Annotated in this window: 24 protein-coding genes, 7 tRNA genes and 1 riboswitch; of the genes, 18 read left to right on the top strand and 13 right to left on the bottom strand. The window is 68.1% G+C overall.

Annotated elements, in window-relative coordinates; translation table 11 throughout:
* Positions 1-3: 3 nt before the first annotated feature.
* The 4 genes from EV649_RS25555 to EV649_RS41220 all read left to right on the top strand — a co-directional run bounded on the left by EV649_RS25555 (position 4) and on the right by EV649_RS41220 (position 3553).
* A complete protein-coding gene (locus EV649_RS25555) occupies positions 4-573 on the top strand; it encodes a winged helix-turn-helix domain-containing protein (protein WP_130386072.1) in 570 nt (189 codons plus the stop codon).
* Positions 570-1763: an MFS transporter gene (locus EV649_RS25550; RefSeq protein WP_130386071.1), complete on the top strand. Its 1194-nt coding sequence runs from the start codon at positions 570-572 to the stop codon at positions 1761-1763. Before EV649_RS25555 ends, EV649_RS25550 begins: the two co-directional genes overlap by 4 nt.
* Before the next feature lie 15 nt (positions 1764-1778).
* Entirely contained in the window at positions 1779-2381 is a 603-nt protein-coding gene (locus tag EV649_RS41225) for a hypothetical protein (RefSeq protein ID WP_198682669.1), read from the top strand.
* 95 nt (positions 2382-2476) lie between these two features.
* Positions 2477-3553: an amidase gene (locus EV649_RS41220; protein WP_198682668.1), complete on the top strand. Its 1077-nt coding sequence runs from the start codon at positions 2477-2479 to the stop codon at positions 3551-3553.
* A 942-nt stretch (positions 3554-4495) separates the two neighbouring features.
* Here the strand turns inward: EV649_RS41220 and EV649_RS25540 are convergent.
* Positions 4496-4966 (bottom strand): MarR family transcriptional regulator, encoded by a 471-nt coding sequence (locus tag EV649_RS25540; protein ID WP_130386069.1) that lies wholly within the window; start codon positions 4964-4966, stop codon positions 4496-4498.
* 63 nt (positions 4967-5029) lie between these two features.
* Here EV649_RS25540 and EV649_RS25535 point away from each other — a divergent pair, with 63 nt between their 5' ends.
* On the top strand, positions 5030-6583 hold the full coding sequence (locus EV649_RS25535) for a DHA2 family efflux MFS transporter permease subunit (protein ID WP_130386068.1): 1554 nt from the start codon (positions 5030-5032) through the stop codon (positions 6581-6583).
* A 54-nt stretch (positions 6584-6637) separates the two neighbouring features.
* Here the strand turns inward: EV649_RS25535 and EV649_RS25530 are convergent, their stop codons facing one another.
* On the bottom strand, positions 6638-8086 hold the full coding sequence (locus tag EV649_RS25530) for a glycine hydroxymethyltransferase (RefSeq protein ID WP_130386067.1): 1449 nt from the start codon (positions 8084-8086) through the stop codon (positions 6638-6640).
* Between the two features lie 28 nt (positions 8087-8114).
* Positions 8115-8197, bottom strand: a riboswitch (ZMP/ZTP riboswitch).
* 13 nt (positions 8198-8210) lie between these two features.
* Complete coding sequence (locus EV649_RS25525) at positions 8211-9824, bottom strand: acyl-CoA dehydrogenase family protein (RefSeq protein ID WP_130386066.1); 1614 nt, start codon at positions 9822-9824, stop codon at positions 8211-8213.
* Between the two features lie 18 nt (positions 9825-9842).
* Here EV649_RS25525 and EV649_RS25520 point away from each other — a divergent pair, with 18 nt between their 5' ends.
* The 4 genes from EV649_RS25520 to EV649_RS25505 all read left to right on the top strand — a co-directional run bounded on the left by EV649_RS25520 (position 9843) and on the right by EV649_RS25505 (position 14089).
* Positions 9843-11090: a YihY/virulence factor BrkB family protein gene (locus tag EV649_RS25520; protein WP_130386065.1), complete on the top strand. Its 1248-nt coding sequence runs from the start codon at positions 9843-9845 to the stop codon at positions 11088-11090.
* Between the two features lie 154 nt (positions 11091-11244).
* Positions 11245-12312, top strand: coding sequence for a ribosome small subunit-dependent GTPase A (gene rsgA / locus EV649_RS25515; protein WP_130386064.1), 1068 nt, complete (start codon positions 11245-11247; stop codon positions 12310-12312).
* A gap of 31 nt (positions 12313-12343) precedes the next feature.
* Positions 12344-13087 (top strand): SDR family oxidoreductase, encoded by a 744-nt coding sequence (locus EV649_RS25510; RefSeq protein ID WP_130386063.1) that lies wholly within the window; start codon positions 12344-12346, stop codon positions 13085-13087.
* Between the two features lie 177 nt (positions 13088-13264).
* Positions 13265-14089 (top strand): DMT family transporter, encoded by an 825-nt coding sequence (locus EV649_RS25505; protein WP_130386062.1) that lies wholly within the window; start codon positions 13265-13267, stop codon positions 14087-14089.
* A 47-nt stretch (positions 14090-14136) separates the two neighbouring features.
* Here EV649_RS25505 and EV649_RS25500 read toward each other — a convergent pair.
* The 4 genes from EV649_RS25500 to EV649_RS25485 all read right to left on the bottom strand — a co-directional run bounded on the left by EV649_RS25500 (position 14137) and on the right by EV649_RS25485 (position 15451).
* A tRNA-Val gene (locus tag EV649_RS25500) sits at positions 14137-14208 on the bottom strand.
* 3 nt (positions 14209-14211) lie between these two features.
* Positions 14212-14282, bottom strand: a tRNA-Cys gene (locus tag EV649_RS25495).
* Positions 14283-14332: 50 nt separating this feature from the next.
* Positions 14333-14405 (bottom strand) — tRNA-Gly (locus tag EV649_RS25490).
* Positions 14406-14563: 158 nt separating this feature from the next.
* Positions 14564-15451, bottom strand: a complete 888-nt coding sequence (locus EV649_RS25485; RefSeq protein ID WP_347233151.1) for a sigma-70 family RNA polymerase sigma factor — start codon at positions 15449-15451, stop codon at positions 14564-14566.
* 90 nt (positions 15452-15541) lie between these two features.
* Between EV649_RS25485 and EV649_RS25480 the strand changes: the two genes are divergently transcribed.
* Together EV649_RS25480 and EV649_RS25475 are read left to right on the top strand one after the other, a co-directional pair.
* Entirely contained in the window at positions 15542-15982 is a 441-nt protein-coding gene (locus tag EV649_RS25480; RefSeq protein WP_130386061.1) for a pyridoxamine 5'-phosphate oxidase family protein, read from the top strand.
* 302 nt (positions 15983-16284) lie between these two features.
* Positions 16285-17664, top strand: a complete 1380-nt coding sequence (locus EV649_RS25475) for a SpaA isopeptide-forming pilin-related protein (protein WP_130386060.1) — start codon at positions 16285-16287, stop codon at positions 17662-17664.
* A 376-nt stretch (positions 17665-18040) separates the two neighbouring features.
* Here the strand turns inward: EV649_RS25475 and EV649_RS25470 are convergent.
* Positions 18041-18112 (bottom strand) — tRNA-Val (locus EV649_RS25470).
* A 121-nt stretch (positions 18113-18233) separates the two neighbouring features.
* On the opposite strand from EV649_RS25470, the gene EV649_RS25465 reads away from it, so the two are divergent.
* On the top strand, positions 18234-18800 hold the full coding sequence (locus EV649_RS25465) for a CGNR zinc finger domain-containing protein (protein WP_241998633.1): 567 nt from the start codon (positions 18234-18236) through the stop codon (positions 18798-18800).
* A gap of 67 nt (positions 18801-18867) precedes the next feature.
* Here the strand turns inward: EV649_RS25465 and EV649_RS25460 are convergent, their stop codons facing one another.
* A complete protein-coding gene (locus EV649_RS25460) occupies positions 18868-19686 on the bottom strand; it encodes an aminotransferase class IV (protein ID WP_130386059.1) in 819 nt (272 codons plus the stop codon).
* Positions 19687-19861: 175 nt separating this feature from the next.
* Between EV649_RS25460 and EV649_RS25455 the strand changes: the two genes are divergently transcribed.
* The 3 genes from EV649_RS25455 (at position 19862) to EV649_RS25445 (ending at position 20133) form a co-directional block, all read left to right on the top strand.
* Positions 19862-19934 (top strand) — tRNA-Gly (locus EV649_RS25455).
* A gap of 32 nt (positions 19935-19966) precedes the next feature.
* Positions 19967-20037, top strand: a tRNA-Cys gene (locus EV649_RS25450).
* 24 nt (positions 20038-20061) lie between these two features.
* Positions 20062-20133 (top strand) — tRNA-Val (locus EV649_RS25445).
* Positions 20134-20289: 156 nt separating this feature from the next.
* Here EV649_RS25445 and EV649_RS25440 read toward each other — a convergent pair.
* Positions 20290-20808: a GNAT family N-acetyltransferase gene (locus tag EV649_RS25440; protein WP_130386058.1), complete on the bottom strand. Its 519-nt coding sequence runs from the start codon at positions 20806-20808 to the stop codon at positions 20290-20292.
* 208 nt (positions 20809-21016) lie between these two features.
* Here EV649_RS25440 and EV649_RS41745 point away from each other — a divergent pair, with 208 nt between their 5' ends.
* Both EV649_RS41745 and EV649_RS41740 read left to right on the top strand, forming a co-directional pair.
* Positions 21017-21307 (top strand): alcohol dehydrogenase catalytic domain-containing protein, encoded by a 291-nt coding sequence (locus EV649_RS41745; RefSeq protein ID WP_241998632.1) that lies wholly within the window; start codon positions 21017-21019, stop codon positions 21305-21307.
* Entirely contained in the window at positions 21285-21641 is a 357-nt protein-coding gene (locus EV649_RS41740; RefSeq protein WP_241998630.1) for a zinc-binding dehydrogenase, read from the top strand. The genes EV649_RS41745 and EV649_RS41740 overlap by 23 nt, the downstream gene beginning before the upstream one ends.
* Here EV649_RS41740 and EV649_RS25430 read toward each other — a convergent pair.
* From EV649_RS25430 to EV649_RS25420, 3 genes are read right to left on the bottom strand one after another with little or no spacing between them, the layout of a single operon-like run.
* Complete coding sequence (locus tag EV649_RS25430; RefSeq protein ID WP_130386057.1) at positions 21627-22229, bottom strand: SUMF1/EgtB/PvdO family nonheme iron enzyme; 603 nt, start codon at positions 22227-22229, stop codon at positions 21627-21629. The two genes, EV649_RS41740 and EV649_RS25430, sit on opposite strands and share 15 nt — an antisense overlap.
* Before the next feature lie 18 nt (positions 22230-22247).
* Positions 22248-23705 (bottom strand): glycosyltransferase family 39 protein, encoded by a 1458-nt coding sequence (locus EV649_RS25425; RefSeq protein ID WP_130386056.1) that lies wholly within the window; start codon positions 23703-23705, stop codon positions 22248-22250.
* A gap of 32 nt (positions 23706-23737) precedes the next feature.
* Positions 23738-24454: an SDR family NAD(P)-dependent oxidoreductase gene (locus tag EV649_RS25420; RefSeq protein WP_130386055.1), complete on the bottom strand. Its 717-nt coding sequence runs from the start codon at positions 24452-24454 to the stop codon at positions 23738-23740.
* A gap of 79 nt (positions 24455-24533) precedes the next feature.
* On the opposite strand from EV649_RS25420, the gene EV649_RS25415 reads away from it, so the two are divergent.
* Positions 24534-25613: a GntR family transcriptional regulator gene (locus EV649_RS25415; protein WP_130386292.1), complete on the top strand. Its 1080-nt coding sequence runs from the start codon at positions 24534-24536 to the stop codon at positions 25611-25613.
* Positions 25614-25620 lie beyond the last annotated feature (7 nt).

The following is a 25620-nucleotide window of genomic DNA, read 5'->3' as shown; positions in this document are numbered from 1 at the left end:
TTCATGACGCCTCCGAACCGCCGGACGGTGACACCGTCCGTCCTCGCCGCCATGCACCACCCGCTGCGCCGCCGGCTGCTCGACCTGATCCACATCGACGGCCCCGCGACCGCGTCCCGGCTGGCCGAGTCGACCGGAGAACTTGTCGGCAATGTCAGCCATCACCTGAAGGTTCTCGCGTCCGCGGGCGTGATCGTCGAAGCTCCGGAGCTGGCGAAGAACCGCCGCGAGCGGTGGTGGAAGCTCGGCGACACCTCGGAGTACTCGTGGTCGATCGCGGACGCGAAGGGCGACCCGGCGGCCGAGTTGGTCGCGGCCACCGCCGAGGACGCGAACCTCGCTCATCACGTCGGCAAGGTGCGGCAGTGGTTCGACATGCGGTACGAGTTCGAGGAACCCTGGGTGCGGGCGGCGTACGCCACCGAGAGATGGCTCACATTGACGCCCGACCAGCTCAGCGAGCTGAGCGAGCGGATCGAGGAGCTGGTCCGCTCGTACTACGACCACCCGGCCGAGGGTGAGGACGCGCACCGCGTCTTCTTCTTCGCGCACGCCATACCTGCCCGCCCATGACCACCGAGGTCTTCCCGCCGCTCCGGAGAGACCGTCGGGTGCAGGGATGGATCGCGTCGGCCGCGGTGTCGCAGGCCGGCGACATGGCCTGGTACGTCGGACTTGCGTGGAGTGCCGCACAGGTCACGGGCCCGGCCGGTGCGGGTCTCGTGATGGGGATCGGGGCGCTGCCGAAGGCACTCATCCTGCTGTACGGCGGTGCGCTCGCGGACCGTTTCGACGGCCGCCGGACGATGATCCTCGCCAACCTCGCGCGGATTGTCGTACTCACGGTCGCCGCGACGGCTGTGGCGATCTGGGGACTTTCGCTAGCACTGCTAGCGACGGTCGCGGTCGCGTTCGGCGCGGTCGACGCGCTCTACACGCCGGCGTCCGGGACGCTGCCGCGGCGGATGGTTCGCTCCGAGGACCTGGTGAAGCTGTCGGCCGGGAGCCAGCTGGCGCAGCGGCTCGCGACCTTCGCGGGTGCCCCGCTCGGCGGCCTGCTGGTCGCGCACGGCGGCCTGATCACCGTGATGATCGTCGACGCGGCGTCGTTCGTGGTGATCGCGGTGGCGCTGGCGTTCCTGGTCAAGCCACGGCTCCCGCAGCCGGTCTCCACGGGCCACTCGATCCGCGCCGACCTGCGCGACGGGTTCGCGTACCTCAAGCGGGACGCCCGGGCGCGGACACTGGTGATCGCGTTCTCCGGGCTGAACCTGTGCGTCGGCCCGATCCTCGCCGTCGGCCTGGTGCAACGAACCCATTCCGCCGGGTGGGGCTCGGCCTGGTACGGCTGGTTCGAGGCGTGCTCCGGGGTCGCGGCCGCGGTGGGGGCGTTGGTCGCGATGCGATGGAAGCCCGCCGACGTGGCGCGGTCCGGTCTGCTGGCGCTCGTCGTCCAGGCGGCAGGGTGCGCGATGATCGGGCTGATGCCGAAGCTCGGTGTCTTCGTCGCGATGGCGATGATCGGCTGTACGGCGGGGCTCGCGTCGGCGCAACTGTCCGCGGCGTTTCAGCAGAGCGTGGACCCGACGTACCTCGGCCGCAGCTTCAGCATCGTGAACCTGTCCGACGAGGCAATGATGCCGCTCGCAATGGTCGGCTTCGGCGCACTGATCAGCCTCTCGAGCATCCCGATCGCCTGCGTGCTGGTAGCCACCCTCTTCGCGTCGCTGGTCCTGTGGGCAGCGATCCGCGTCAACCGCTGACGTAAACTCCGGCGGGTGTCGAGCTGGGAGAGCGTCCGCGAATTCACCGTCGGGTCGGTCGAACTGCCGGCTACCCCGAAGCGGAAGAAGATCGGATGGGGTCCGAAGGCGATCCGGGTTCCGCAGGGCGGGAAGTTCGACCGGGTGCTCGCGGCTTGTGCGTACGTCGGGCCGGAACACTCGCTGTACCTCGATGCCGAGCTGACGCAGCTGCTCTGCTCGGTGGTCCCGTCGGGGGAGAACTCGTGGAGTGTTCACGACGCCGGTGCGTCGGCTGTCGGAACCATTACCCGGATCCCATCTGGTCGGCCGTTGCTCCGTCCGAACTGGCGTATCGAGCAGCCTGGCCAGGTCGACGTGATCGGGCGGACCGAGTGGTTGAGCGGCGACGCGAAGCAACTCGCCGAGAAGGCCGCCGGGCGGCTCTTCACCGGGGTGCTGGACGCGCTCACGAGCTTCGGCGCCGAGGGCGGCGACCAGCCGACCAAGGAGCGCGTCCTGGAGTGGCGGGCCGGAGACGACGTGGTCATGTTGTCCGAGGCAACCAAGTCGATCACGATCAAAGCCGCCTGGCTGGATCGCCGCCTCGCCTTCGCCTACACGCTCGTAGCCGAATGAGCGCTCGGGCTGTTGCCGAGCAGGTGCGGTCGGGGGCTGTGTCTGCGCTGGAGATTGTAGAGAGCGCCCTCTGGGCGGCTCGGGAGCTTGATCCGGTGTTGCATTTTCTGGACGAGTTGGATGCCGACGGGGCGCGTCGGGCTGCTGAGCGGGTGCATCCGAGTGGGGCGTTTGCCGGCGTGCCGTTCCTGATCAAGGCGCGTACGCCGCCGGAGTCGCCGATCCTGACCCGGCTGATCGCGGCCGGCGCCATCCCGATCGGGTGGGCGACGCGGGCGCGGCCGGGTGCGGTGTCGCTGACGTTCGGGTGGAACGGGCGCGAGTACACGCGGAATCCGTGGGACGTGGAGCGGTCACCCGGCGGTTCGACCGCGGGTGGTGCGGCGGCGGTCGCGGCAGGCGTCGTACCGCTGGCGACCGGTGGTGACAGCGGCGGATCGCTGCGGATCCCGGCATCGTTCTGCGGGATCGTCGGGTTCAAGGGAACCTACGGTCGCGTCCCACGCCCGGGCGGACGGGCACTCGGCGGACTGACCACGGCCGGCGTGATCGGCGCAGACCTCGACGACGTAATCCTCGCTACCAGCATCGCCAGTGGCCCCCACCGCCTCGACCCCACATCCCTACCCCACTGGCCCGTACCAACCGAGCCAGAGCCGATCGGGCGGTGGCGGGTTGCGTACTTCTCGACGCTGGGGCGTTGGGGTGCGGATCCGGGCGTTGATCGGGTGGTGCGGGAGCGGCTGGTCCAGTGTGGGATCGAGGTGGTCGACGTACCGCTGGAGCTCGCGCCGACGGACGACGCGTGGTCGGTCTTGTCAGCGCTCGACAACGGGCGGGGTGCCGACGCCGCGGCCGCCAACCGAGCGCGCGAGGTGCGCGACCACAACAACACAGCGCTGGCTGATCTGTTCACCGAGGTCGATGCGCTGGTGACGCCGACAACGCTGACTGTTGCCCACGGCTACGATCAGCACGAGCAGAGCATCGTCACCGGCGACCCGTGCTGGATCTTCAACGTGACTGGGCATCCCGCGGTGAGTGTTCCGGCGGGGTTGGCGGACGGGCTACCGGTGGGTGCGCAGATTGTTGCGCCGCATGGGGCGGACGAGGTTGCCCTGGCAGTGGCTCGCCAGGTCCTGACCGACCTTCCCCAACCACCCCTCCGCTGACGGCTGGTGGGAGTGCCTTGGCGACAGTGTTGGCGAGATCGATGGCAGAGGCGCGCTTTCGATCCGGCGTGGTTTCGGCGCGGGCGGTGGGGGAGCGCCGCGCCTCGGGTTTGGTGAAGTCGGCGATCGCAGCGACAACTGGCTGGGTGTAGACGTCGTGGCGTCCGGGGGTGCGAGCCGAGTCGGGCTGCGCCGGGGAGGACACGGGCGGCCGGACAGCTTCGCGGAGCTCCGTGCGGAAGAACTTGACCAGCTCCTTTGCGCGGAGGAGCCGGCTGCGACGGAGTACGTGGCGTTCACCCGCGAGCGACGCCTTCTCCCGCCAACTGACGTCGAACGTGATCCGCCCCAGCCGGAAGCCGGGATTCGTCTCACCACCGGGATAAGCCCGCGCGCCGCCGTCGGTGAAGAACTCGCTGTAGAACGCCCCCTCGTCCTCGTCCTTCAGCAGGTTCCACGCCCGGTACTGATCCGTCGGCAGCTCGCCCCGTACCCACGCCTCGTCCATCAACGCGTGCGAGGTCGCGTTCAGCGGCCGATGGCCGACATACCGGTACTGCGGACGCTCGCCACGCCGGCGCCGCTCGTACTCGGCGATGATCTGCGGCCACTCGTCCGCGGAGACGGCCCGCGCCAGCCGGGACGCGAACGACGTACGGGCGCGCAGCTCGGCCCGCGACGTGACCGGATGATCGGTCCGCCCGGTCATCGTCTCGAGCTTGTCCATCACGAAGGTGCCGCCGTGCGGCCCGATCCGGTTCCAGCGGGTGACCTTCAGCGACGGGCGGTTCGGGCCACCCGTCACGGCGTTCAGTGCACGCAGGGCGGCGATTCCGACGCGGTAGAGCGGGACGCGCCGGCGCATGATGCGCGTCTCCCACCCGGTTCGGTAGTCGCTGTCCAACCACGCCGTACCGACGAGCTGCTTGGCTTCGCGACGGTTCATCGCGGGTGTTCCGCGCGCCAGTTCTTGATCATCTGGTCCATGTCGGTGTGGATGAACGCGAAGAAGTCGGCGGCCTCGGTGAGGCGCTGGCCGATGGGGGTGTCGAGGCCGAAGAGTTCGGCGCCGGAGCGGCTGGTCGACTCCCACTCGCCGAGCCCCTGGTTGCGGCGCTCGAGGATCGTGGCGAAGACGTCCTCGCGGATGCGGTAGTGATCCTTGCGGGAGCCGGGCAGGCGCTCGCGGGTGATGAACGAGACCTGGAGCAGCTGGCGGACCGCGCCGGAGACGGCCGGCTGGCTGATCTTCAGCGCACCGGCCAGCTCGGCGGCGGTCATCGTGCCGTTCGGGCTGACCAGCATCGCGCCCATCACCCGAGCCGACATCGTCGGTACGCCGCTGTTCGCCAGGACGCCGGCGAACCGCTCGACGAACTGGCTGATCTGTTCCGGGCTCGGTTCCTGCGCCATGGTTGAAGCTTACAGTGATTTGATTTATCGCAACTATCACAATCTTCTGATAATTTGTATTCCATGACCTCAACCTCCGACGCCGAAGGACAGACGCTGACCGGCGCCCGCCGCTTCGGAGTACTCATCGCGCTCTGCCTCGCGGTCCTCGTCCTCGGTCTGGACACGACTGTGCTCAACGTCGCGCTGCCGACGCTGGCCAAGGACCTGCAGGCGTCCACCAGCCAACTGCAGTGGATGGCCAACAGCTACAACCTCGTACTCGCGGCGCTGCTGCTTCCGGCCGGTCTGCTCGGGGACCGGTACGGTCGGCGCAAGATCATCGCGATCGCGCTCACGCTGTTCGGCGCCGCCTCGCTGGCCTGTGCGTTGGCCGACTCCGCGGGGACCCTGATCGCGGCCCGGGCCTTCCTCGGCATCGGTGCGGCGATGATCGTCCCGGTCGCGCTCTCGCTGATCACCGTGCTGTTCCGCACCGCGGAGGAGCGGAAGAAGGCGATCGGGTTCTTCGTCGTTGCCAACAGCATCGGTATGCCGCTCGGCCCGATCGTCGGCGGTCTGCTGCTCGACCACGCCGGCTGGCAGTGGATCTTCGTGATCAACATCCCGATCGCGTTCCTGGCAGCGCTAGCGGTGACCCTGCTCGTCCCGGAGAGCCGGAGCGCGAACCGCCCGGCGATCGACTGGCTCGGCATGATCCTGTCGAGCGCCGGTCTCGCGGCCCTCGTGTACGGCGTGACCAAGGCGGGGGAGGCGTCCTGGGGCGACACCGTGACGATCGTGTTCCTCGGACTGGCCGTCGTACTGATCGCCGGGTTCCTGGTGTGGCAGCGGCGCAACAGCGAACCGTTGATCGAGCTGCGGCTGTTCAGCGAGCGGGTGTTCACCGGTGGCGCCGTGTTGCTGACGGTGTCGGTGTTCGCGATCTTCGGGTTGCTGTTCACGATGCCGCAGTACTTCCAGGGCATCAACGGGTCGGACGCGCTGCACACCGGTCTCAAGTTGCTGCCGTTCATCGGCGGTATGACGGTCGGCGCCAAGCTGGCCGAGCCGGTGGAGGCGAAGGCCGGTACGCGGCTCGTGGTGATGGCCGGGTTCGTGGTGATGGCGGCCGGGTTCGTGCTCGGTGCCTTCACGGATCTTGGGACCGGGTACGGGTACACCGCGATCTGGTTCGCAGTGGTCGGGTTCGGCCTCGGGTGCTCGATGCCGCAGGCAATGAACGCGGCGCTCGGCGTACTCGACCCGGAGCGCGCCGGGACCGGATCCGGCCTGCTGCAGGCGTTCCGGCAGGTCGGCGGGACGGTCGGTGTCGCCGTACTCGGAACCGTGCTGAACTCGGTTTACCGGAACAACGTCGACACCGCCGGGTTGCCCGCGGAGGCCGCCGACGCGGTGGAGAAGAGCCTGGCTGGTGGGCTCGCGGTCGCCGAGAAGGCCGGTTCGCCGGAGCTGCTGGACAACGTGCGCGACGCCTTCATCAACAGTCTCAACACCACGATGTGGGTCTCGGCCGGCATCGCCGTCGCCGGCGCGATCCTCGCCGCTGTCCTGATGCCCGCGAGAGCCGAGAAGCCCTCGCAGGATGCCCTGATGCGTGTCAAGCAGGACGCCTGACCAGACAGACCAGCGCCCGCTCCCCGAAGCGAGGAGCGGGCGCTGTGACGTGTGTCAGCTGAGCACGAGGCCCGGGTACAGCGGGAACTTGTCGAGCATCTCGGCCGAAGCGGCCTTGGTCTTGTCGGCCACACCGTCGGCCAGCACGTACTTCGCCTTGGACGCAGCGCCCGCCGCGGTCGTGGTCGGCGTCGTCGAGGACAGGACGTCCACGATCAGCTCCGCGACCCGGTCGAACTCGTCGCCGCCGAGGCCGCGCGTGGTGAGTGCCGGCGTACCGATCCGGACACCGGACGTGTACCAGGCGCCGTTCGGGTCGCGCGGTACGGCGTTCCGGTTGGTGACGATGCCCGCGTCGAGAAGCGCCGACTCGGCCTGCCGGCCGGTGATGCCGTACGACGAGACGTCCAGCAGCACCAGGTGGTTCTCGGTGCCGTCCGTCACCAGCTTCACGCCGCGCTTCATCAGCCCTTCGGCCAGCGTGACCGCGTTGTCGGCGACGGATTGTGCGTAGTCCTGGAACGAGGGCTGCCGCGCCTCGGCCAGCGCGACCGCCTTCGCGGCCATCGTCTGGCTGAGCGGACCGCCGAGGACCATGGGGCACCCGCGGTCGACGGCGTCGGCGTACTCCGGCTGACAGAGCACCATGCCGCCGCGCGGGCCGCGCAGCGACTTGTGGGTCGTGGTCGTGGTGACGTGCGCGTGGGGGACCGGGTCGAAGTCGCCGGCGAAGACCTTGCCCGCGACCAGGCCGGCGAAGTGCGCCATGTCGACCATCAGGGTGGCGCCGACCTCGTCGGCGATCTCGCGCATCTTGGCGAAGTTCACCTTGCGCGGGTACGCCGAGTAGCCGGCGATCAGGATCAGCGGCTTGAATTCGCGGGCCTTCCGCGCGACCTCGTCGTAGTCCAGCAGCCCGGTCTCCGGGTCGGTGCCGTACGAGTGCTGGTTGAACATCTTGCCGGAGATGTTCGGCCGGAAACCATGCGTCAGGTGACCGCCGGCGTCCAGCGACATACCGAGCATCTTCTGGTCGCCGAGCGCCTTGCGGAGCTTGGCCCAGTCCTCGTCGGTCAGGTCGTTGACATGCTTCGCGCCCGCCTCGGCCAGCGCCGGGGACTCGATCCGCTGCGCCAGGATCGCCCAGAACGCGACCAGGTTCGCGTCAATGCCGGAGTGCGGCTGGACATAGGCGTGGGGCGCGTTGAACAGGGCCTTGGCATGGTCGGCGGCGGTCTGCTCGACGGTGTCGACGTTCTGGCAGCCGGCGTAGAAGCGGTGCCCGATGGTGCCCTCGGCGTACTTGTCCGACAGCCAGTTGCCCATCGTGAGCAGCGTGGCGGGGGAGGCGTAGTTCTCGCTCGCGATCAGCTTCAGCGAGGACCGCTGGTCGGCGAGCTCGGCCCTGATCGCGCCGGCGATGGTGGGTTCCACCGCGGCGATCACCTGCAGCGCGTTGTTGTACGCGGCCGACGCGGCGGCGGCGTCGAAGGATTGAGTCATCGTTGTCTCTCCTGCGGTTGCAGTGGGTCGAAGGCACCCAGGCGCACGGTGCCGACGGGTTTCGCTCCCCGGTGGTTCTCCACCTTCAGCGCGCCAGTCGCGACTGCCCAAAAGAAAGGCACAGTTACCCTATCGCGCGGCTGACGATCTGCTCGAACGGCGTAGTCCGTGGGAGCGTCCCGAACACACCACCCCAGTCGTTGGCCAACCGCGACGCCACGAACGCGTCCGCGACCTCCGGCGTCGAGTGCCGGATCAGCAGCGACGCCTGCAGGCACAGGGCCATCCGCGCAGCCAGCCGCCGTGCCCCGGCCTCGGCGTTCTCGATGTCAGCAAGCGCTTGCAGTACGTCGTTGACCGCCGCATCGAGCCGCGCATCGGCACCCTGGACCGAGCCGACCTCGAGCAGCCACGCCTCGAGCGACTCCGGGCGGCGGAGCGCACGCAGTACGTCGAGCGCGTTGACGTTGCCCGATCCTTCCCAGATCGAGTTCAGCGGCGACTCACGGTAGAGCAGCGGCAGCCCGGACTCCTCGACGTACCCGTTGCCGCCGAGGCACTCGAGCGCCTCCGCGACCATGAACGGCGTCCGCTTGCACACCCAGAACTTCGCGAGGGGAAGCGCAATCCGCCGGAAAGCTGCTTCCTTCGGGTCCGAGGAATCCACTGCGGCGGCCAGCCGCATCCCCAGAGCCGTCGCTGCCTCGCTCTCCAGGGCGAGGTCGGCCAGCGCGTTCTGCATCGCGGGCTTGTCGGCGAGCAGGCCGCCGAAGGCCGAGCGGTGCTGCGTGTGCCAGCTCGCTTCGACGAGTGCGCGCCGCTGGAGTGCCGCCGAGCCGAGCACGCAGTCCAGCCGGGTCGCCGCGACCATCTCGATGATCGTCCGTACGCCGGCGCCCTCGTCGCCGAGGCGGTACCCGATCGTGCCGTGGAACTCGACCTCGCTGGAGGCGTTCGAGCGGTTGCCGAGCTTGTCCTTCAGCCGCTGCAGCGCGAACGGGTTCCGGTTGCCGTCGGCAAGAACCCGCGGTACGACGAAGCAGCTCAGCCCGTCGGGTGCCTGCGCGAGGACCAGGAACAGGTCCACCTGCGGCGCCGAGCAGAACCACTTGTGCCCGTTCAGCTGGTACACATCGCCGGCGGGCGTCGCCGTCGTGAGATTCGCTCGTACGTCGGAACCGCCCTGCTTCTCAGTCATCCCCATCCCGGCGAGGACACCGTTCTTCGCCGCGGCCGGCAGCCGGCGTATGTCGTACTGCGTGGAGGCGAGCTGCGGGACCCACTCCTTCGCCAGTTGCGCGTCCGCCTTGAGCGCGGGCACGGCGGCGTACGTCATCGAGATCGGGCAGCCGTGGCCCGGCTCGACCTGCGACCAGAGGTAGAACCCGGCCGCACGGGTGAGGTGCGGCGACGGGCGCTCGCTCGTCCACGGCGCCGCCTGCAGCCCGAATCCGACGGCTTGTTCCATGAGCCAGTGCCACGACGGGTGGAACTCGACCTCGTCGATCCGGTTCCCGTAGCGGTCATGGGTGCGCAGCACCGGCGGGTTCTGGTTCGCCGGAAGAGCGTGAGACAGCGCCTCCTCGGATCCCGCGAGCTCGCCGATCCGGTGCAGACCGGGATCGCCGGCGAGGTCGGCGTACGGACGCAGAGCGTCACCGAGAGCCGGGTCCTGGGTGAAGAAGTTCACGCCCCGCAGTGGGGGAGCCTGATTCGTTACCGCGAATGGGTCCGCCATGTCAGTACGGTAAGCGGTATGGCACGTTCTGGGGCAGGACCCACTGGTGGGAGCTCCCTCTCATTGGCATGGGTTCGCAGGGTCCCCGCGACGACCTGGAAGCTGCTCACCCAGACGATCGGGGTCTGTCTGCGCTACCGGGTCACCGGACTCGCGGCCGAGGGGGCGTTCTTCGCGATCCTCTCGCTGCCGCCGCTGATCTTCGGGCTGGCCGGCTCGCTCGGTTACATCGCGAGCAAGTGGTTCGAGGTCGAGACGATCAACGACATCAAGCAGCAGATCGTCGACCTGGCCGCCCGGGCGCTGACCGACGACTCGATCAAGAACGTCATCGCGCCGACGCTGGACCAGGTGCTGAACGGCGGCCGCCCGGACGTCATCTCGATCGGTTTCGTGCTGGCGCTGTGGTCGGGCAGCCGCGCGCTGAACGTGTTCGTCGACACGATCACGATCATGTACGGGATGGGCGGCAAGCGCGGCATCGTCCGCACCCGCGCGCTGTCGTTCTCGCTGTACTGCGCGGCGCTGGTGATCGGGGTGATCGTCCTGCCGCTGGTGCTGGCCGGACCCGACGCGGTCGACGCTCTCCTGCCGCACCGGCTGGACTTCCTGAACCAGCTGTACTGGCCGGTGGTCACGATCCTGTCCGCGGGCTTCTTGAACACCCTGTATCACCTCTCGGTCCCGATCCGTACGCCGTGGGTCTCGGACCTCCCCGGCTCGTTCCTGGCGCTGTCGATCTGGATCCTCGGCAGCTTCGTGCTCCGGTGGATCCTGCAGAGCACGGTCGGCGGTACGTCGATCTACGGCCCGCTGGCGGCGCCGATCGCCGTACTGATGTGGCTCTACATGACCGCCATCGCCGTACTGATCGGTGCGGCGCTGAACGCGGTCGTGGACCGGCTGTGGCCGCACAAGGCGCACATCACCGAGGTCAAGCAGGCCGAGCCTGTCGAGGAGGACGACGACCGGGTGGAGGACGACGACCGGGTGGAGGACGACGAGGTCGAGCCGGTGATGAAGGCGGAGCCGGATCCGCACCACGAGGAGGGCTACGTGCCGACGCCGGTGGAGTCGGAGGAGCGGCCGGAGGCGGCCATCGGGCGGAAGGTGGAGAAGCTGGCCGAGCGGCCCCGGAAGGTTGCTCCCTCCGCTGCGCCTCGACCTGAGCGTGAGCCTGAAGCTCAAGTTGAGCCTGATGCTCCGCGGAAGCCCGCTTCAGTCGGAAAATCCGGTGCGCAGAGTGACACCGACGACCTAGGCTGACGGCATCGCGACACACGGTTCCGGCTCGGGACCGCTGGGATTCGGAAGGGAGGCACCTGCCATGAGCTTGCAACAGGCCCATTGGGCCGTTGTCTCCCGCACCGTCCGTCCGCTGAGCTGATCTCGCGGCCGGACCCGCTGAAAGGTTCGCCGCATGTCAGCCACGCTTCAGGCCCTGGGACTCGACAGTTCCACGGCCGAGTTTCTGCAGTCCGTCCCGGAGGACCTCGTCCCGGGACGCGTCGCCCGGGTCGACAAGGGCCTGGCGACGGTTCTCACCGAGCACGGTCCGGTCCGCGCCAGCTGGTCCGGGGCGCTGCTCGCCGAGATCGCCGCCGACGCGCAGGCCGGCCCCTGCACAGGGGACTGGGTCGTCCTGCGGTTCTGGCCGGACGACCGGATCACGCTCGAATCGGTGCTGCCCCGCCGTACGACGATCGTCCGGGCCGAGGTCGGCGGCTCGTCGCGCGGGCAGGTGCTCGCGTCCAACGTCGACGTGATCGCCATCGTCGTCGGGCTGGTCCCGGAGCCGAACATCGTGCGCATCGAGCGGTTCATGGCGTTGGCCTGGGAGAGCGGTGCGCGACCGGTCGTCGTACTGACCAAGTCCGACCTCGTCGGGGATGCCGACTCGGTGGCCGAGGACGTCGCGGTCGCCGCGCCGGGTGCCGACGTACTGGTGTGCAGCGCGACCACGGGCGCGGGCATGGACGACGTACGGGCGCTGCTCGACGGGAACGCGACGCTAGCGTTGCTAGGTTCGAGTGGCGCGGGCAAGTCGTCGCTGGTGAACGCGCTGGCGGGTGTGGAGCTGCTGAACGTGCAGGACATCCGTGAGGACGGGAAGGGCCGGCACACCTCGGTACGGCGCGAGCTGATCGCGCTACCTCAGGGCGGGGTGGTGATCGACACGCCTGGGCTGCGGGGGATCGGTCTGCAGGAGAGCGGTGAGGGGCTGGCGGCGGCGTTCCCCGACATCACGGCGTTCGCAGCGCAGTGCAAGTTCAAGGACTGCTCACACGTGATGGAGCCCGAGTGTGCGGTACGGGCGGCTTTGGACGACGGGTCGCTGCCGTACCGGCGCTACGACAGTTGGGTGAAGCTGCAACGCGAGGCGGCGTACATGGCCCGTCGTGCGGACGTCCGGCTCCGGACCGAGGCGAAGAAGGAATGGGTTCGCGCCAGCAAGTCCTACCGCCGCGACCACAAGCCCCGACCGTGATGCTGTGCCTTTTGATGGCAGGATCGGTCGTATGAACCGATCGGTGCTGGTGACGGGGGCTTCGCGGGGGATCGGTGCGGCGGCGGCGCGGGCGTTCGCTGCCGCGGGTGACCGGGTGGCGATCCATTACAGCGCCTCGGCGGACGCCGCGGCGCAGGTGCTGAAGGAACTGCCGGGCTCAGGGCATCTGACGGTGCAGGCAGATCTGGCGGATCCGGCGGCGATCGAGGCGATGGTGTCGGACGCCGCCGCGGCGCTGGGGAGTATCGACGTACTCGTGAACAACGCCGGCGTGTATCACCCGCACCGGATCCGCGAGACGACGTACGCCGAATGGCAGCAGGCGTGGGCGGACACGCTCGCGGTGAATCTCGTTGGGCCGTCCAACGTCACGTGGTGCGCGGTGCGGCACATGTCGCGTGGCGGCCGGATCGTGAACGTGTCGTCCCGCGGCGCGTTCCGCGGCGAGCCGAACCAGCCTGCGTACGGCGCCTCGAAGGCGGCGATCGTCTCGTTCACCCAGTCGCTGGCGCGGGCGTTGGGGCCGGAAGGGATCGCGGTGACCGCGATCGCTCCGGGCTGGACCGTCACCGACATGGCCGCGGTGAACCTGGCCGGTGAGGGGTACGACCGCCGCCGGCAGGAGAGCCCGCTCGAGCGCGTGGCCGACCCGTCCGAGGTCGCGGCCGCGATTCTGTACCTGGCGTCACGCGAAGCCGAGTTCGCGACCGGGACCGTCCTCGACTTCAACGGCGGCTCGTACCTGCGGATGTAAATCCGTTCGCCCACCGGTTTTGGACTGGTTAGGGTCCTGTTTGTGCATCGCATCATCACTCCGCCGGCCGCCGTTTAGCGGACGGCTTCCTCGCGCTCAGGTCTTGCGGCCTGGGCTTCTTCGGGCTGTTCGCAGACGCCCCGACCATTCGTTGCGAACACCTTCCCGGAGTGTCCGATGCATCATCGTCTCTCGACGAGGCGTGCCCTCGTCTACGTCGTTCTCGCCGCCCTGGCCTGGGGTACCGGTGGACCGACCGGCGCCCTTCTGTCCCAGTACGCCGGCCTCACACCACTGGCTACGTCCTTCTGGCGTTTGGCCGCAGCCGTTGTATGGCTGGCCTTCGCGCGCCTCGCCGTACGCCGAACTGCGCTCCGACCCGTACTCGCGGCTAGCCCGCTCCGCCACGTTTTGAGCGGTTTGGGTCTGGCCGTTTGCCAACTCGGCTACTTCACCGCGATCCCACGCGTCGGCGTCGGCGTAGCAACCGTGATCGCCTTGGGCTCCGCCCCGATCTTCATCACGGTCGCCGCCCGCGAACGGCTGACCCCAGCTCTCTTCGCTGCCGTGGTCGGCCTGGTCCTCCTGTCCGCCACCAGCGGCACAGCCAACCTGACCGGTCTCGCAGCAGCCGTGGCGTCCGCGGCGGGCTACTCGCTGACAACGCTCCTGAACCGCAACACACCAGACCCCCTGACCACCGCGCTCCTGGGCTTCACCGCCGGTGCCTTGTTCCTGGCACCCTTCGCCGCGCTACCCACCACGCCCATCGGCTGGCTGCTGATCGCGTACTTCGGACTCGTCCCCACGGCCTTCGCCTACACCCTGTTCTACGTCGGCCTGAGAACCCTGAAAGCCTCAACCGCATCGGTGCTAGCGCTGCTAGAACCAGTAGTAGCCGCAGCGATCGGCATCCTCGCGTTTCACGAACGACTGACTCCGCTAGCACTGCTAGGGGCAGTAGTGCTTCTGCTGGCGGTTGCGGCCCAGAGTCGCCGCTGAAATGCGAACAGGCGGTGGGCGCTTTCGCACCCACCGCCTGTTGTTCGTGGACGATACTGGGATCGAACCAGTGACCTCTTCCGTGTCAGGGAAGCGCGCTACCGCTGCGCCAATCGTCCTCGAGGTGGAGACGGGATTCGAACCCGTGTACACGGATTTGCAGTCCGTTGCCTCGCCTCTCGGCCACTCCACCAGAGAGGCCGTTCCGCCACTTGAGGGCGGTGGCCTGCCGAACCTTCTCCGAGCGGACGACCGGGTTCGAACCGGCGACCTCAACCTTGGCAAGGTTGCGCTCTACCAACTGAGCTACGTCCGCACTGCGCTCCGTGGCGTTTCCGCTCGGTGCGAGAGCAGAACAGTAGCGCACTTTCCGCCCGGACAAAAACCCGATTTCACCGGGTCGCGACGAGCCTGAATCGCACCCCATCCGTCACACGAGTCCCATCGATCCTGTCCACTCGCCACGCCGTCCGGTCACGCCTTCAGCGATACCAGATCGACGTTCTCGAGGTACTCCGCATCGCCCCGGAGATCGATCGCGGCGACACGCCCGTCGACCACGGTGAAAGAGAACACAATCAGCGGTTCACCGCGCTGCATCCACACCAGGCCAGGCATTCCGTCGACGAGCACCAACTTCGCGGCGGCCGCCCGACCGGAGAACTCCTGCGCGACCCGGTCGGCTCCGGCGAGCCCCGGCGTACCGCCGTAGGCAGCGGCGCCGGCGTCCGAACGTACGACGACCTCCGGGTCGAGGACGTGAAGTAGTGCCGAGAAGTCCGCACCCCGTGCTGCGGCGAGGAAGGCGGTGACGACTTCCTTCTGGCGCACCACGTCGACGTCGGTCGGTTCCGGCGTACCGCGGACCCTTCGTCGCGCCCGGCTGGCGATCTGGCGGGCGGCGGCGGGGGACTTGCCGATGATCGGCGCGATGTCCTCGAACGGTACGGCGAACAGATCGTGCAGCACGAACGCGAGGCGCTCGGCCGGCGACAGCGTCTCGAGAACCACTAGCAGTGCTAGCCCGACCGAATCCGCCTGTACTGCTTCGAGTTCGGGATCCGGTACGACGTCGTCCGCGAGGACCGGGGAGTGCTCGCCGACCGGCAACTCGGGCCGCCCGCGCCGGGTCCGCAGCATGTCGAGGCAAATCCGCCCGACCACGGTCGTCAGCCAGCCGCCCAGGTTGTCGATCGTCGCGCTGTCGCTGCGACTGAGCCGGATCCAGGTCTCCTGGACCGCGTCCTCAGCCTCCGGCTCGGAGCCCAGGATCCGGTACGCGACAGCCCGCAGCCGGTCCCGGTTCTGCTCGAACCGCGTCGCGAGCCAGTCGTCCCCGCCCATCCGGATCACATCCTTCACCTGTCATATGTTGAGCTGTCACACTGACCGGCCGAGCGCCGTCATGCGATTGACGGAGCACGAGCACCACATGTGACAGAGGAGTGAGCGATGACGGCCGAGGTCCGCCCGTTGGAGGTCCGCAAGCAGGACACCCTGAACCGTCTGGAGAACGACGTCGACGCGTGGGTGTCCACGGCGTCGCTCGACGGTACGCCGTACTTGATGCCGCTCTCGTTCCTGTGGAGCGACGGGACCCTGCTGCTGTCGACGTCGCGGTCCAATCCGACGGCGCGCAACCTGCTCGCGAATCCCGTCGTACAGCTGACGCTGGGGGAGGTGCGCGACGTGATCCATGTGGCCGGCACGGTCTCGATCACAGAGGTGTCGGAGGCCGAGGGCGCGGCGTTCGCGGCGAAGGCCGGCTTCGACCCGCGTCCGCTGCCGAACTACCCGTTCTTCCGCGTCACGCCGACGAAGATCCAGGCCTGGCGCGAGGTCAACGAACTCAAAGACCGTGTACTGATGAACAACGGCACCTGGCTCGTCTGACCCACCAGAGAAACGTCAGCGGCCCTTTGTTATCGCGCCATTGCGCCCTGTTAGACCACGCGGTGTGGCCGGTTGGGCCGTGGCGGTAGTGGCCGTGATCAACCGTTGTACGGCGACTCTCGCGGGCGTAACGTCGGCAGCGGAATTCTGGCGACGCGGCCGGCTGGGGGGCTGGTGTGCGACCTCGCCACGGGGGGATGGGGGAGCACCGGCTGCGTAGGGAGGGCTACGCGCGCGCCTTGCCGTGAGGAGACCGCCCGGCCGAGACACGGACCGGGATTTGGATCTCCGAGGGGGAGACAATGACGTCTTCGTTGCAGGCCGGCTCGCATGCCGGCACATCACGTAGGGTGCGGCGGCCGTTGATCGGGGCCGCGGGGCTGTTGCTGGTGGCAAGCGCCCTGATCGCGTCTCCGGCGGAGGCCTCGCATCCTGAGGTCAGTCTGCCGGGCAGTAATTTCGAGATCGACACCAACGCGAACCTGAAGGTCGACGACCCGGCGCCGTCGATCGACTGGGCGAGTGTCACCGAGATCCGAAAGGCAGACAAGCCCACCGGTGCGACGGACGATTCGTTCGGCCAGGGCACCAAGGAGGACACCGCCGTACCGACTGTGGTCGACGGCAGCATCCCGCCGAACAAGAGCGACCTGCTCACTTTCGGTGTCTATCTGGAGGACACCGGAACCACCGACTTCTTGCACCTGTTCTGGCATCGCGTGCAGGAGCCGTCCGGAACCACCAACATGGACTTCGAGTTCAACAAGTCCCTCGCTACCAGTGCCAACGGCACCACCCCGGTCCGGACCGCGGGCGATGTCCTGATCCAGTACGACCTGTCACAGGGCGGCACCAACCCGGTGCTGTTCCTGTCCCGGTGGCTCACCAGCGGCCCGACCTCGGCGTGCGAGGCATCGAACTCCCTGCCGTGCTGGAGCGACAAGCAGAACCTGTCGGCACAGGGCGACGCCACGGGCTCGATCAACACCACGGCGATCCCGGCAGCCGATTCCGACGGCCTGGCAACGGCCCCGAACTCGGTCTCGGCGCGGACGTTCGGAGAGGCGTCGATCGACTTCTCGGCGCTCGGCGGCGGCACAGATCCCTGCGTGTCGTTCGGCAGCGCGTACCTGAAGAGCCGGTCGTCCGACTCGTTCACCGCAGCGCTGAAGGACTTCATCGCTCCCGCACCGCTCAACCTCGCCAGCTGCGGCGCGATCAAGATCACCAAGACGAGGAAGCACGCGGCCGAGGGGGCTGGATCTCATCCGCAGGCAGGTGTCTCGTTCACCGTGAACGGGGTCACCCAGACGACCGACGCCAACGGTCAGACGTGCTTCGGCAACCTGCAGTTCGGTAGCTACTCGGTGACCGAGACTCTGCCGGTTGGTTACGTCGCCGACGGGCCTCTCACGAAGACAGTCGTGGTCGACAACGTGGCGAGTTGCACAGCCACGCCGTACGCAGGTGAGTCCGTCAGCTTCGGCAACACTCCACTGACCGACCTGTCCGTCTCGGTCAACTCGCAGATCGACGGCGGTACGGCGTCGACGATCGTCTGCACCGGCCCTGGCGGCGGCACAGTAGCCAGTGGCACTACCGGCGCGAACGGCGACGGCTCAGCCGCGGCGACCAACCTCCCGCCGGGCACCTACACCTGCACGGTCGTCATCGACCCGTAAAGGAAAGCTCTGCCCCGACACCCCTCCAGGCAGGCAGAGCCCAACGAGCCCGGGACGCGCGAGCGCCCCGGGCTCGCACACGCCGCAAGCCAACCCGACCCACGCACGTGAGCGAACTGCCCAACCCAGCCTGCAGCCCAGCGAAGCGAAGGCGTCCACCGACGGACGGTCGGGGGTGTGGTGACCGACGCGCAAACCGGACCCGCACACGCGAGCTAACTGCCCAACCCAACGCCCGCAGCCGAGCGAAGCGAAGGCGCATAGGGGGTGCGGGTGGCGGAGCCCCCGCCGCGCGGCAAGCGAAGCGCAGCCGCACAAATGACGAAGGCGACGAGGTCCGCGCATTCTGCGGACACACGTCGCCTGTCGACTCTCGTGGGCGATACTGGGTTCGAACCAGTGACCTCTTCGGTGTGAACGAAGCGCGCTACCACTGCGCCAATCGCCCGGGGTGGTGCTGATGTTTCTTGTGTGGTGTTGCGGGTGAAACCATAGCGCATGATGAAGCGACGATCTAATCCGGCCGGGCTACTCTTGCTGCAGGACGGAGACCCCGTCACGTTGGAGACGTGATTGTGACTTTCTCGCACGACACCGAGCAGGCGCTCGGGACGCTGGTCCGGCTCGTCAACACGATGCCCGGGCCGAACAGCCAGGTCGATTCGCTGGAGACCTTGGAGGAACTGGAGAAGTTCGTCCAGGAACGGGAGTTCAGCGCGGTCGACACGTTGACGGAGAAGGACCTGGCCGAGGTTCGCGACCTGCGGCCGTTGTTCGCGCCGGTGTTCACGACGGATTCCGACGCGTCCGCGGCGACGATGATCAACGCGATCATCGCGCGTGGTACGTCGACTCCGCGGCTGACCAACCACGACGGGCATCCGTGGCACATCCACTACTCCCGCGCGGGTGCGTCGATGGCGTGCCGGATCACGGTGGAGTGCGGGATCGCGCTTGCCCAGGTGATTTCGGCCGGCGAGCGTGAACGCCTCCGCAGATGCGAGGCGCCGGATTGCGACGACGCCTTGATCGATCTGTCCCGCAACCGCTCCAAGCGCTACTGCGACGCCCGCACCTGCGGCAACCGTTTGCACGTAGCCGCCTACCGCGAACGCCGCAAAGCCTCCGGCGAGTAACCAGGTCCGTCTCTTTCCGGAACCTTTTCTGCGCCTGTTGGCAGTTATGTTCCGGAAAGAGCGGGCGCTACGGGTTCAGGCTTTCGGTGGAGCGCTCGGTGAAGATCTTGGCGACCTGGGCGGTGATCGTGCCGGGGGCCGGGAGATCGCGGTCGTCGACACGCTGGATGGCCTGAACGTCTCGCGTTGTCGATGTGAGGAAGATCTCCTCGGCCTCGAAGAGCTGCTCCAGGGGTACGTCGCGCTCGACGCCGCCGAACCATTCGAGGACGAGTCCGCGCGTCACGCCGGCCAGTGCGCCCGACTCGAGGGTCGGCGTGACGAGTTCACCGTCGTACACGCAGAAGATGTTCGAGCCGGTGCCTTCGCTGAGGTTGCCGATCGTGTTGGCGAAGATCGCCTCGCTGCCGCCGCGTTCCTTCGCGTAGGCGAGGGCGCGGACGTTCTCGGCGTACGACGTGGTCTTGAGGCCGGCGACCGCGCTGCGTTCGTTGCGCACCCACGGGACGGTGACGATCTCGGACACCGGCGACGGGCGCTTGATCTCCTGTGTCGCGATCAGGACGGTCGGGCCCGACGTACCGCGGTCCGACGACAGCGGAGAGACGCCGCCCGTGTACGTGATCCGGAGCCGGCCGAACGGGATGCCGGGATCGGCCGCGACCACCGCGTCGATACCCGCTTCGATCGCCGCGACATCCGGTGCCGGGAGGCCGAGTCCGACCGCCGAGCGGACGAGGCGGTCGAGATGCCGTCGTACCGCGAACGGGTTGCCATTCTCGATCTTGATCGTCTCGAAAACGCCGTCACCGGTGGTCAGCCCGTGGTCCAGCGGCGAGACCGTCGCCTCGTCGTCAAGCAAGGCGCCGTTCAGCCAGATACGCATGTGGTGCTCCTTCCGCGGAACACCTTAGTGCGCAGGTGATCCCGGTCCGCGCGGGAGTCCGAAGGTGAGCAGTTGATGACGGTACGTCGACGTACCGGGGGCCCCGGTTTTTGAACTGGAGCGGAGATGGGCTAATGTTCTTCTCGCGCCGGAGACACGGAAGTTCGGGCGCACTGCGGACGTAGCTCAGTTGGTAGAGCGCAACCTTGCCAAGGTTGAGGTCGCCGGTTCGAACCCGGTCGTCCGCTCGGAGAGGGTTCGGCAGGCCAGCTTTCTCAGTGGTGGAGTGGCCGAGAGGCGAGGCAACGGCCTGCAAAGCCGTGTACACGGGTTCGAATCCCGTCTCCACCTCGAGGACCCCAACAAGGTTCCCTTGGACGATTGGCGCAGCGGTAGCGCGCTTCCCTGACACGGAAGAGGTCACTGGTTCGATCCCAGTATCGTCCACGAAGCCGATAGGCGACTCGTGTCCGCGGAAAGCGCGGACCGGGTCGCCTTCGTCATTTGTGCGGCTGCGCTTCGCTTGCCGCGCGGCGGGGGCTTCGCCACCCGCACCCCCTTTGCGCCTTCGCTTCGCTCGGCTGCGGGGGTTGGGTTGGGCAGTTAGCTCACGCGCGCGGGTCGGGTTCGTGTGTCACTCACCGGGGCGGGGTGGAGGAAGCGGCGGCTGGTGGTGGGGGGTAGTTCTTGCATGCCGGCGGATTGCATTACGTGGGCTGAGGCGTCGTTTGTCAGGTGGCATTCGCCCCAGACTGATACGTCCAGGTGGGTTAGGGCGGCAGCTAGGGCTTCCGTGGCGTAGCCGTTGGAGCGGTGGGCGGGGTGGATGGCGTAGCCGAAGCTCCAGTCGGCGGTGGGGTCGTTGCTGACGCCCAGGCCTAGCCAGCCGACGGGGGTGGCGTCGGTTCGGCGGGTGAGGATCAGTTGGAGGTGGGTGCCGTCTCGGGTGGTGGTGCTGCTGTGGAGGTCGAGCCATTCGCGGACGGCCTGCTCGTCGCGGGGGCCGAAGTCGTCCATGAAGCGGGCGACGCGCGGGTCGGTCCAGAGCTCGACGAGCGTCTGGAAGTCGGACTCGATCGGCCAGCGGAGAGCCAGCCTGCGGGTGATGAGTGGCAGCTCCATCCCGGCAAGCTAGCCGCCGTCGTGAGCCGGACGCGACCGGATTTTCGCGAAGGAGTTCGACAACTGACAAACACCTGTACGATCATCATCAAACAAACTTGAGGATGGTGAAGGTCGTGCGGGCGCTGGAACAGCCTTCGTTGGACGGTCCGGGAGTGATGCGGCTCGTGGATGTCGCGGTGCCGGTGGCGGGGCCGGGGAGGTCCTCGTGAAAGTCGGTGCCGCCGGGGTGAACTTCGCCGACGTGATGCAGACGCGAGGCACGTACGACGGCGGTCCGAAGCCCCCGTACCTCGCGGGCTTCGAGGCAGCCGGAGAAATCGTCGCCCTCGGGGAGAACGTGACGAACGTGGCTGTCGGCGACCACGTCATCGGCACGGGTGCCGGCGCGTTCGCGGACTACATGCTGATGCCCGCGAACGCCGTCGTACCGGTCCCAACCGGCTGGAGCGACGGGTGGGTGTGGTGTCGACATCGTGCTCGAATCCGTCGGCGGTGACACGTTCCGGCAGAGCGTTGAGGTCGCGCGCCGGGTGACTGGGAAGGTTGTCGTGATCGGAGCCGCGGCCGGTGAGTCGTCGATCAGCAACTGGGAGCTCAACTTCAAGCACCCGGTGCACGTGATCGGCCAGCACCTGACCACCACGATCCAGCACGCGCCTGAACTCTTTGCCGAGGTTCTCGAAGAGTTGGACGAGCTGATCAAGAAGAGTGTGTATCCGCCCGGCCGTCCTACCGTCTACGACCTCGCCGATGGTCCGAAGGCACTCGTCGAACTCGAGGCCCGTGCCACCGTCGGCAAGCTCGCCCTCCGACCGTCAGCCGACGACTGACTGCGCGACCCGGAAGCCGAGGTCCTCGATCGCGAACGTCGGATGCGATCGTCGGCGGACGGTGGAGCCTAGAGAGCGCTCCCCGTCCGCGAAACCGCCGCCACGGAAGATCCTGTACGAGCCGTAGGCCTCCGGGTCGTACAGATCCCAGCACCACTCCCACACGTTGCCGAGCATGTCGTGCAGCCCCCAGGCGTTCGGCGTGCGCAGACCGACGGGATGGGCATGACCGTCGGAGTTCTCGGCGTACCAGGCGATCTCGTCGAGCGGACCGTAGCGATAGCCGGGCGTGCCGGCGGTGCACGCGTACTGCCACTCCGCCTCGGTGGGCAGTCGGAAACCGGGGGAGGACTGGTCCCAGTCGACCTGCTCGCCCTCGATCGTGTAGGCGACGGGCAGGCCGGCCTCCGACGACAACTGGTTGCACAAGGCAACTGCGTCGTACCAGCTCACGCCGGTGAGCGGCAACTCGCCGTGAGTCATCGGGTACCGGGCCAGACGGAAGGCGGACAGGTTCACATGCCACCGTTTGCCGACCCGGTCGTCCCGCAGGAACAGCAGTCCGGCGGGAAGGTCAGCAAAGAGCATCGTCCAACCGTAAGGGCATCAATAGAACTGGCGGATCTTCGGCCACAAGGTGGACCAGGGCTCGGCGGGCGCGGCGCACAGGACCAAGGCGGTGCCGTCCTCGTCGTTCGAGACGATGCTGTCCACCGTGCCGACCTGCTTGCAGTCGCGGAAGTGCGACTCGAGGCCCGGGTTCCGTTCGATCTCGACGAGAAGTACCGGGCCGGTGTTGGTGTCCGGCGGCCGCGACCAGTCCCAGAAGCTCATGTGCGAGGAGTACGGCGCTGGCAGACCGTGCGCAGGCCCGTAGCGCACGAGTGCCCCGGCCTCGCCATAGTTGCCGGTGAAGAGAGTCGCTCGCTCCGCAGATGGGATCTGGCCCCAGGCGCTCGCGACGGACGCGGTGAACGCCGGCCACCCGATCTGCTCGCCCTGCTCCTTGTTCACCGGGATGACGAAGTCGGCCGCCGGCGCGGGCAGGACCGGCAGCGTGAAGAGGGCAGACGTCACAGCAGTCAGGACGAGACCGACGACAGCCTGCGCTCGATGACGATCGACCCAGTGCAGTGTGGGCTCACAACCGGCTGCCACGAGCACGAGCAGCAGCGGCAGCGCGTAGTACGACTTCCCGCCGGTCACGAGCACGACGACGCACAACACGGGGTACGCCAGGGCGACCGAACGAGCCCAGCGGAGCTGCCGCCAGATCCGGAGGAAGCCGGCCACCCACACCGGGACCAGGAACGGTGACAGCTGCAAGAGCTGGAGCGGGACGAACATGATCCGGTTCTCGGTGCCGTCGTCCTGGCTGATACCGCTGGCGACCGTGAGCTGCGGCCAATCGTGCTGGAACTGCCACAGCACGTTCGGCAACGCGATCAGCCCCGCGACCGCCACGCCCGCGACCAGCCACCAGGACCGCAGCACCCCGCGCGGTCCCACGATCAGCAGCGAGATGAGCAGCGCGCCGATCGGCAGCACGACGAGGTACTTGTTCTCCAACGCGATCCCGGCCGTCAGCCCGAGCGCGAGCCACCAGCGGCCGTCGCCCGTCCGCAGCAGCTTCACCGCGAACAGACCGATCAGCATCCAGGCAAGCAGGTCGTACGTCGCCGTGGAGACCAAGTGCCCGACGCCGAGTACGAAGCCGGACACCGCAGCGCAGACAGCAGCCAGGATCTGCGCACGCCGCTCGCTGCCGAACTCCCGCGCGATCAGCGCGACGACGACGATCGTGGCGACAGTGCTCAGCGTCGACAGCACCCGCAAACCCATGACTGTGTCGCCGAAGACAGCCGTCGACACGCGTGCGAGGAACGGGGTCAGCGGCGGCTGATCGACGTACCCCCAGCTGAGATGCCTGCCGGCGACCACGAAGTACAGCTCGTCGCGGTGGTAGCCGTAGCGGCCGGACAGCGCAGTCAGCACCGCACCGACGATCAACGCGACGGTCGCCACAGGCCTCAGAGCGAACGCAGGCACCGGTGGGCGGGTCATGGCGGCATGGTGTCAGCCGAACGGGGCTGCGACTAGTTCAACAGGTGGGGTTCTTGCTCGCGTTCCAGGAGCAGGACGCGGCCGGTCAGTGACTCGTCCTCGACGAAGCGGACGACGGCGTCGGTGACAGTCTCCAGCGGGATCAGCGCCGGGCCGCGCTCGTCCGGCGGTAAGGCGTCGCGTTCGCGCAGTCCGCGCTCGGTCGCCACCCAGTCGGGTACGACGCAGTTCACCCGGACGCCGTGACTGGCGTGCAGGGGAGTCAGCGTCGTGGTGAGCCGGATCAGGGCAGCCTTCGCCGCGCTGTATTCGGGGGACACGTGTGGTCCGAAGCCCACTCCGGCCGTCGAGCCGACGTTCACCACCGTCCCGCCGCCTGCCGCCCGCATGCCAGGAAGAGCGAGCTGTGTGGACAGCATCGGCGCGCGAAGGTTCACCTCGAGTGACGCCGTCCAGCGGGCGACCGAGGCCTCCGGAAAGCACGGGGTAAGCACGGCGCCGCCGCCTGCGTTGTTGACCAGGATCTGTGGCTGACATGCCATCAGCTCGGCCACCGCCGCGTCGTCCCGCATATCAACCTGGGCGAAGCGTGCCGACGGCCCGATCAGCTCGCATGTCCGCTGTCCGCCGGACGCATCGATGTCCGCGACCACCACCGAGGCGCCCGCCGCGCCCAGGCGGACCGCGATCGCGCGCCCGATGCCGACCGCGGCGCCCGTGACCACTGCGACCTTTCCCGCGATTTCCATGTCGTTACGGTCCCAGGCCGCACCGACAGTTTGCGGGATGATTGGATATGTCAACCGGAACTTCCGAGGGGTAGGCGCTGTGGCTCTGCTGTACGAGCGGATCTGTGCTCACGTGCTGGAGCAGCTCCGCCGGGGCGCGCTGCGGCCGGGGGACCGGGTGCCGTCCGAGATGGAGCTGGCGGCCCAGTTCGCGGTCAGCCGGATCACGTCCAAGCGCGCCTTGGAGGTACTGCGGGAAGCCGGTCTGGTGGAGCGCGTCCGGGGCAAGGGGACATTCGTCGTACGCCGGCTGCCCGACCTCACCGATCTGACCGTCCCGCTGCGTTCGACGCCGCGTCGCGAGGCCCGGTCGATCGCGCTGATCGTGCCTGATATGTCCGAGGCGTACGGGCTGGATCTTCTCAACGCGATCGAGGAGCGCTGCGCGGAGTACGGCGCCCACCTGGTGGTACGGCGTACGCACGGCCGGCAGACCGACGAGGAGAAGGCTGTCGACTCGCTGGTGGCCACTGTGGACGGCCTGATCGTGTTCCCGGTGCACGGCGACTTCTACAACGCCAGCCTGCTCCGGCAGGTGCTCGACGGGTTCCCGGTGGTTGTGGTGGACCGTCATCTCTCCGGCATCCCTGTGGCCGCGGTGCACACGGACAACGTGGCCGCTGCTCGGGCACTCACCACGCGGCTGCTGGAGCGGGGGCATGAGCACGTTGCCTTCGTCTCGCCGCCTCCGGTGAACACCTCCTCGATCGAGGACCGGCTGGAGGGTTTCCGTGCCGCCTTCGCCGACCAAAAGCATGGTCAGCCCTACGAGCTGACCGACCTGCGGAGCACACTGCCCGGCTCGACGACCACTGAGAGCGTGCGCGCGGACATGGACACCATCCGCGCCTTCCGCGACCAGAGGCCCGAGGTGACCGCGTACTTCGCGTGTGAGTACAACCTGGCCCGCATGGTCGACAGGGCGCTGGGCGGTGACCGCGTGGTCGCCTGCTTCGACTCACCGGGGGACTCCATCGGCGGACCGCCGTACCTGCATGTCCGGCAGAACCAGGCAGAGATGGGCCGGCGTGCCGTGGACCTACTACTCGCGCAGCTGCGCGGCGAGCCTGTTCCGAACCTGTCCCTCGTGCCGTTCGAGCTGATTGACGCGCAGACCTGACTTTCGG

It is taken from the genome of Kribbella sp. VKM Ac-2569 (assembly GCF_004216905.1).
In the GTDB taxonomy this organism is placed as follows: domain Bacteria; phylum Actinomycetota; class Actinomycetes; order Propionibacteriales; family Kribbellaceae; genus Kribbella.
This window is presented reverse-complemented; position numbering and strand designations above follow the sequence as displayed.

Excerpts from the sequence above, each read along its gene's own strand:
- EV649_RS25535 (WP_130386068.1), top strand. The coding sequence starts at position 5,030 with ATGACCTCAACCTCCGACGCCGAAGGACAGACGCTGACCGGCGCCCGC.
- EV649_RS25420 (WP_130386055.1), bottom strand. The coding sequence starts at position 24,454 with ATGGAAATCGCGGGAAAGGTCGCAGTGGTCACGGGCGCCGCGGTCGGC.
- EV649_RS25510 (WP_130386063.1), top strand. The coding sequence starts at position 12,344 with ATGAACCGATCGGTGCTGGTGACGGGGGCTTCGCGGGGGATCGGTGCG.
- EV649_RS25550 (WP_130386071.1), top strand. The coding sequence starts at position 570 with ATGACCACCGAGGTCTTCCCGCCGCTCCGGAGAGACCGTCGGGTGCAG.
- EV649_RS25555 (WP_130386072.1), top strand. The coding sequence starts at position 4 with ATGACGCCTCCGAACCGCCGGACGGTGACACCGTCCGTCCTCGCCGCC.
- EV649_RS25430 (WP_130386057.1), bottom strand. The coding sequence starts at position 22,229 with ATGCTCTTTGCTGACCTTCCCGCCGGACTGCTGTTCCTGCGGGACGAC.
- EV649_RS25475 (WP_130386060.1), top strand. The coding sequence starts at position 16,285 with ATGACGTCTTCGTTGCAGGCCGGCTCGCATGCCGGCACATCACGTAGG.
- EV649_RS25540 (WP_130386069.1), bottom strand. The coding sequence starts at position 4,966 with ATGGCGCAGGAACCGAGCCCGGAACAGATCAGCCAGTTCGTCGAGCGG.
- EV649_RS25520 (WP_130386065.1), top strand. The coding sequence starts at position 9,843 with ATGGCACGTTCTGGGGCAGGACCCACTGGTGGGAGCTCCCTCTCATTG.
- EV649_RS25530 (WP_130386067.1), bottom strand. The coding sequence starts at position 8,086 with ATGACTCAATCCTTCGACGCCGCCGCCGCGTCGGCCGCGTACAACAAC.
- EV649_RS25425 (WP_130386056.1), bottom strand. The coding sequence starts at position 23,705 with ATGACCCGCCCACCGGTGCCTGCGTTCGCTCTGAGGCCTGTGGCGACC.
- EV649_RS25460 (WP_130386059.1), bottom strand. The coding sequence starts at position 19,686 with ATGCGTATCTGGCTGAACGGCGCCTTGCTTGACGACGAGGCGACGGTC.
- EV649_RS25525 (WP_130386066.1), bottom strand. The coding sequence starts at position 9,824 with ATGGCGGACCCATTCGCGGTAACGAATCAGGCTCCCCCACTGCGGGGC.
- EV649_RS25505 (WP_130386062.1), top strand. The coding sequence starts at position 13,265 with ATGCATCATCGTCTCTCGACGAGGCGTGCCCTCGTCTACGTCGTTCTC.
- EV649_RS25440 (WP_130386058.1), bottom strand. The coding sequence starts at position 20,808 with ATGGAGCTGCCACTCATCACCCGCAGGCTGGCTCTCCGCTGGCCGATC.
- EV649_RS25480 (WP_130386061.1), top strand. The coding sequence starts at position 15,542 with ATGACGGCCGAGGTCCGCCCGTTGGAGGTCCGCAAGCAGGACACCCTG.
- rsgA (WP_130386064.1), top strand. The coding sequence starts at position 11,245 with ATGTCAGCCACGCTTCAGGCCCTGGGACTCGACAGTTCCACGGCCGAG.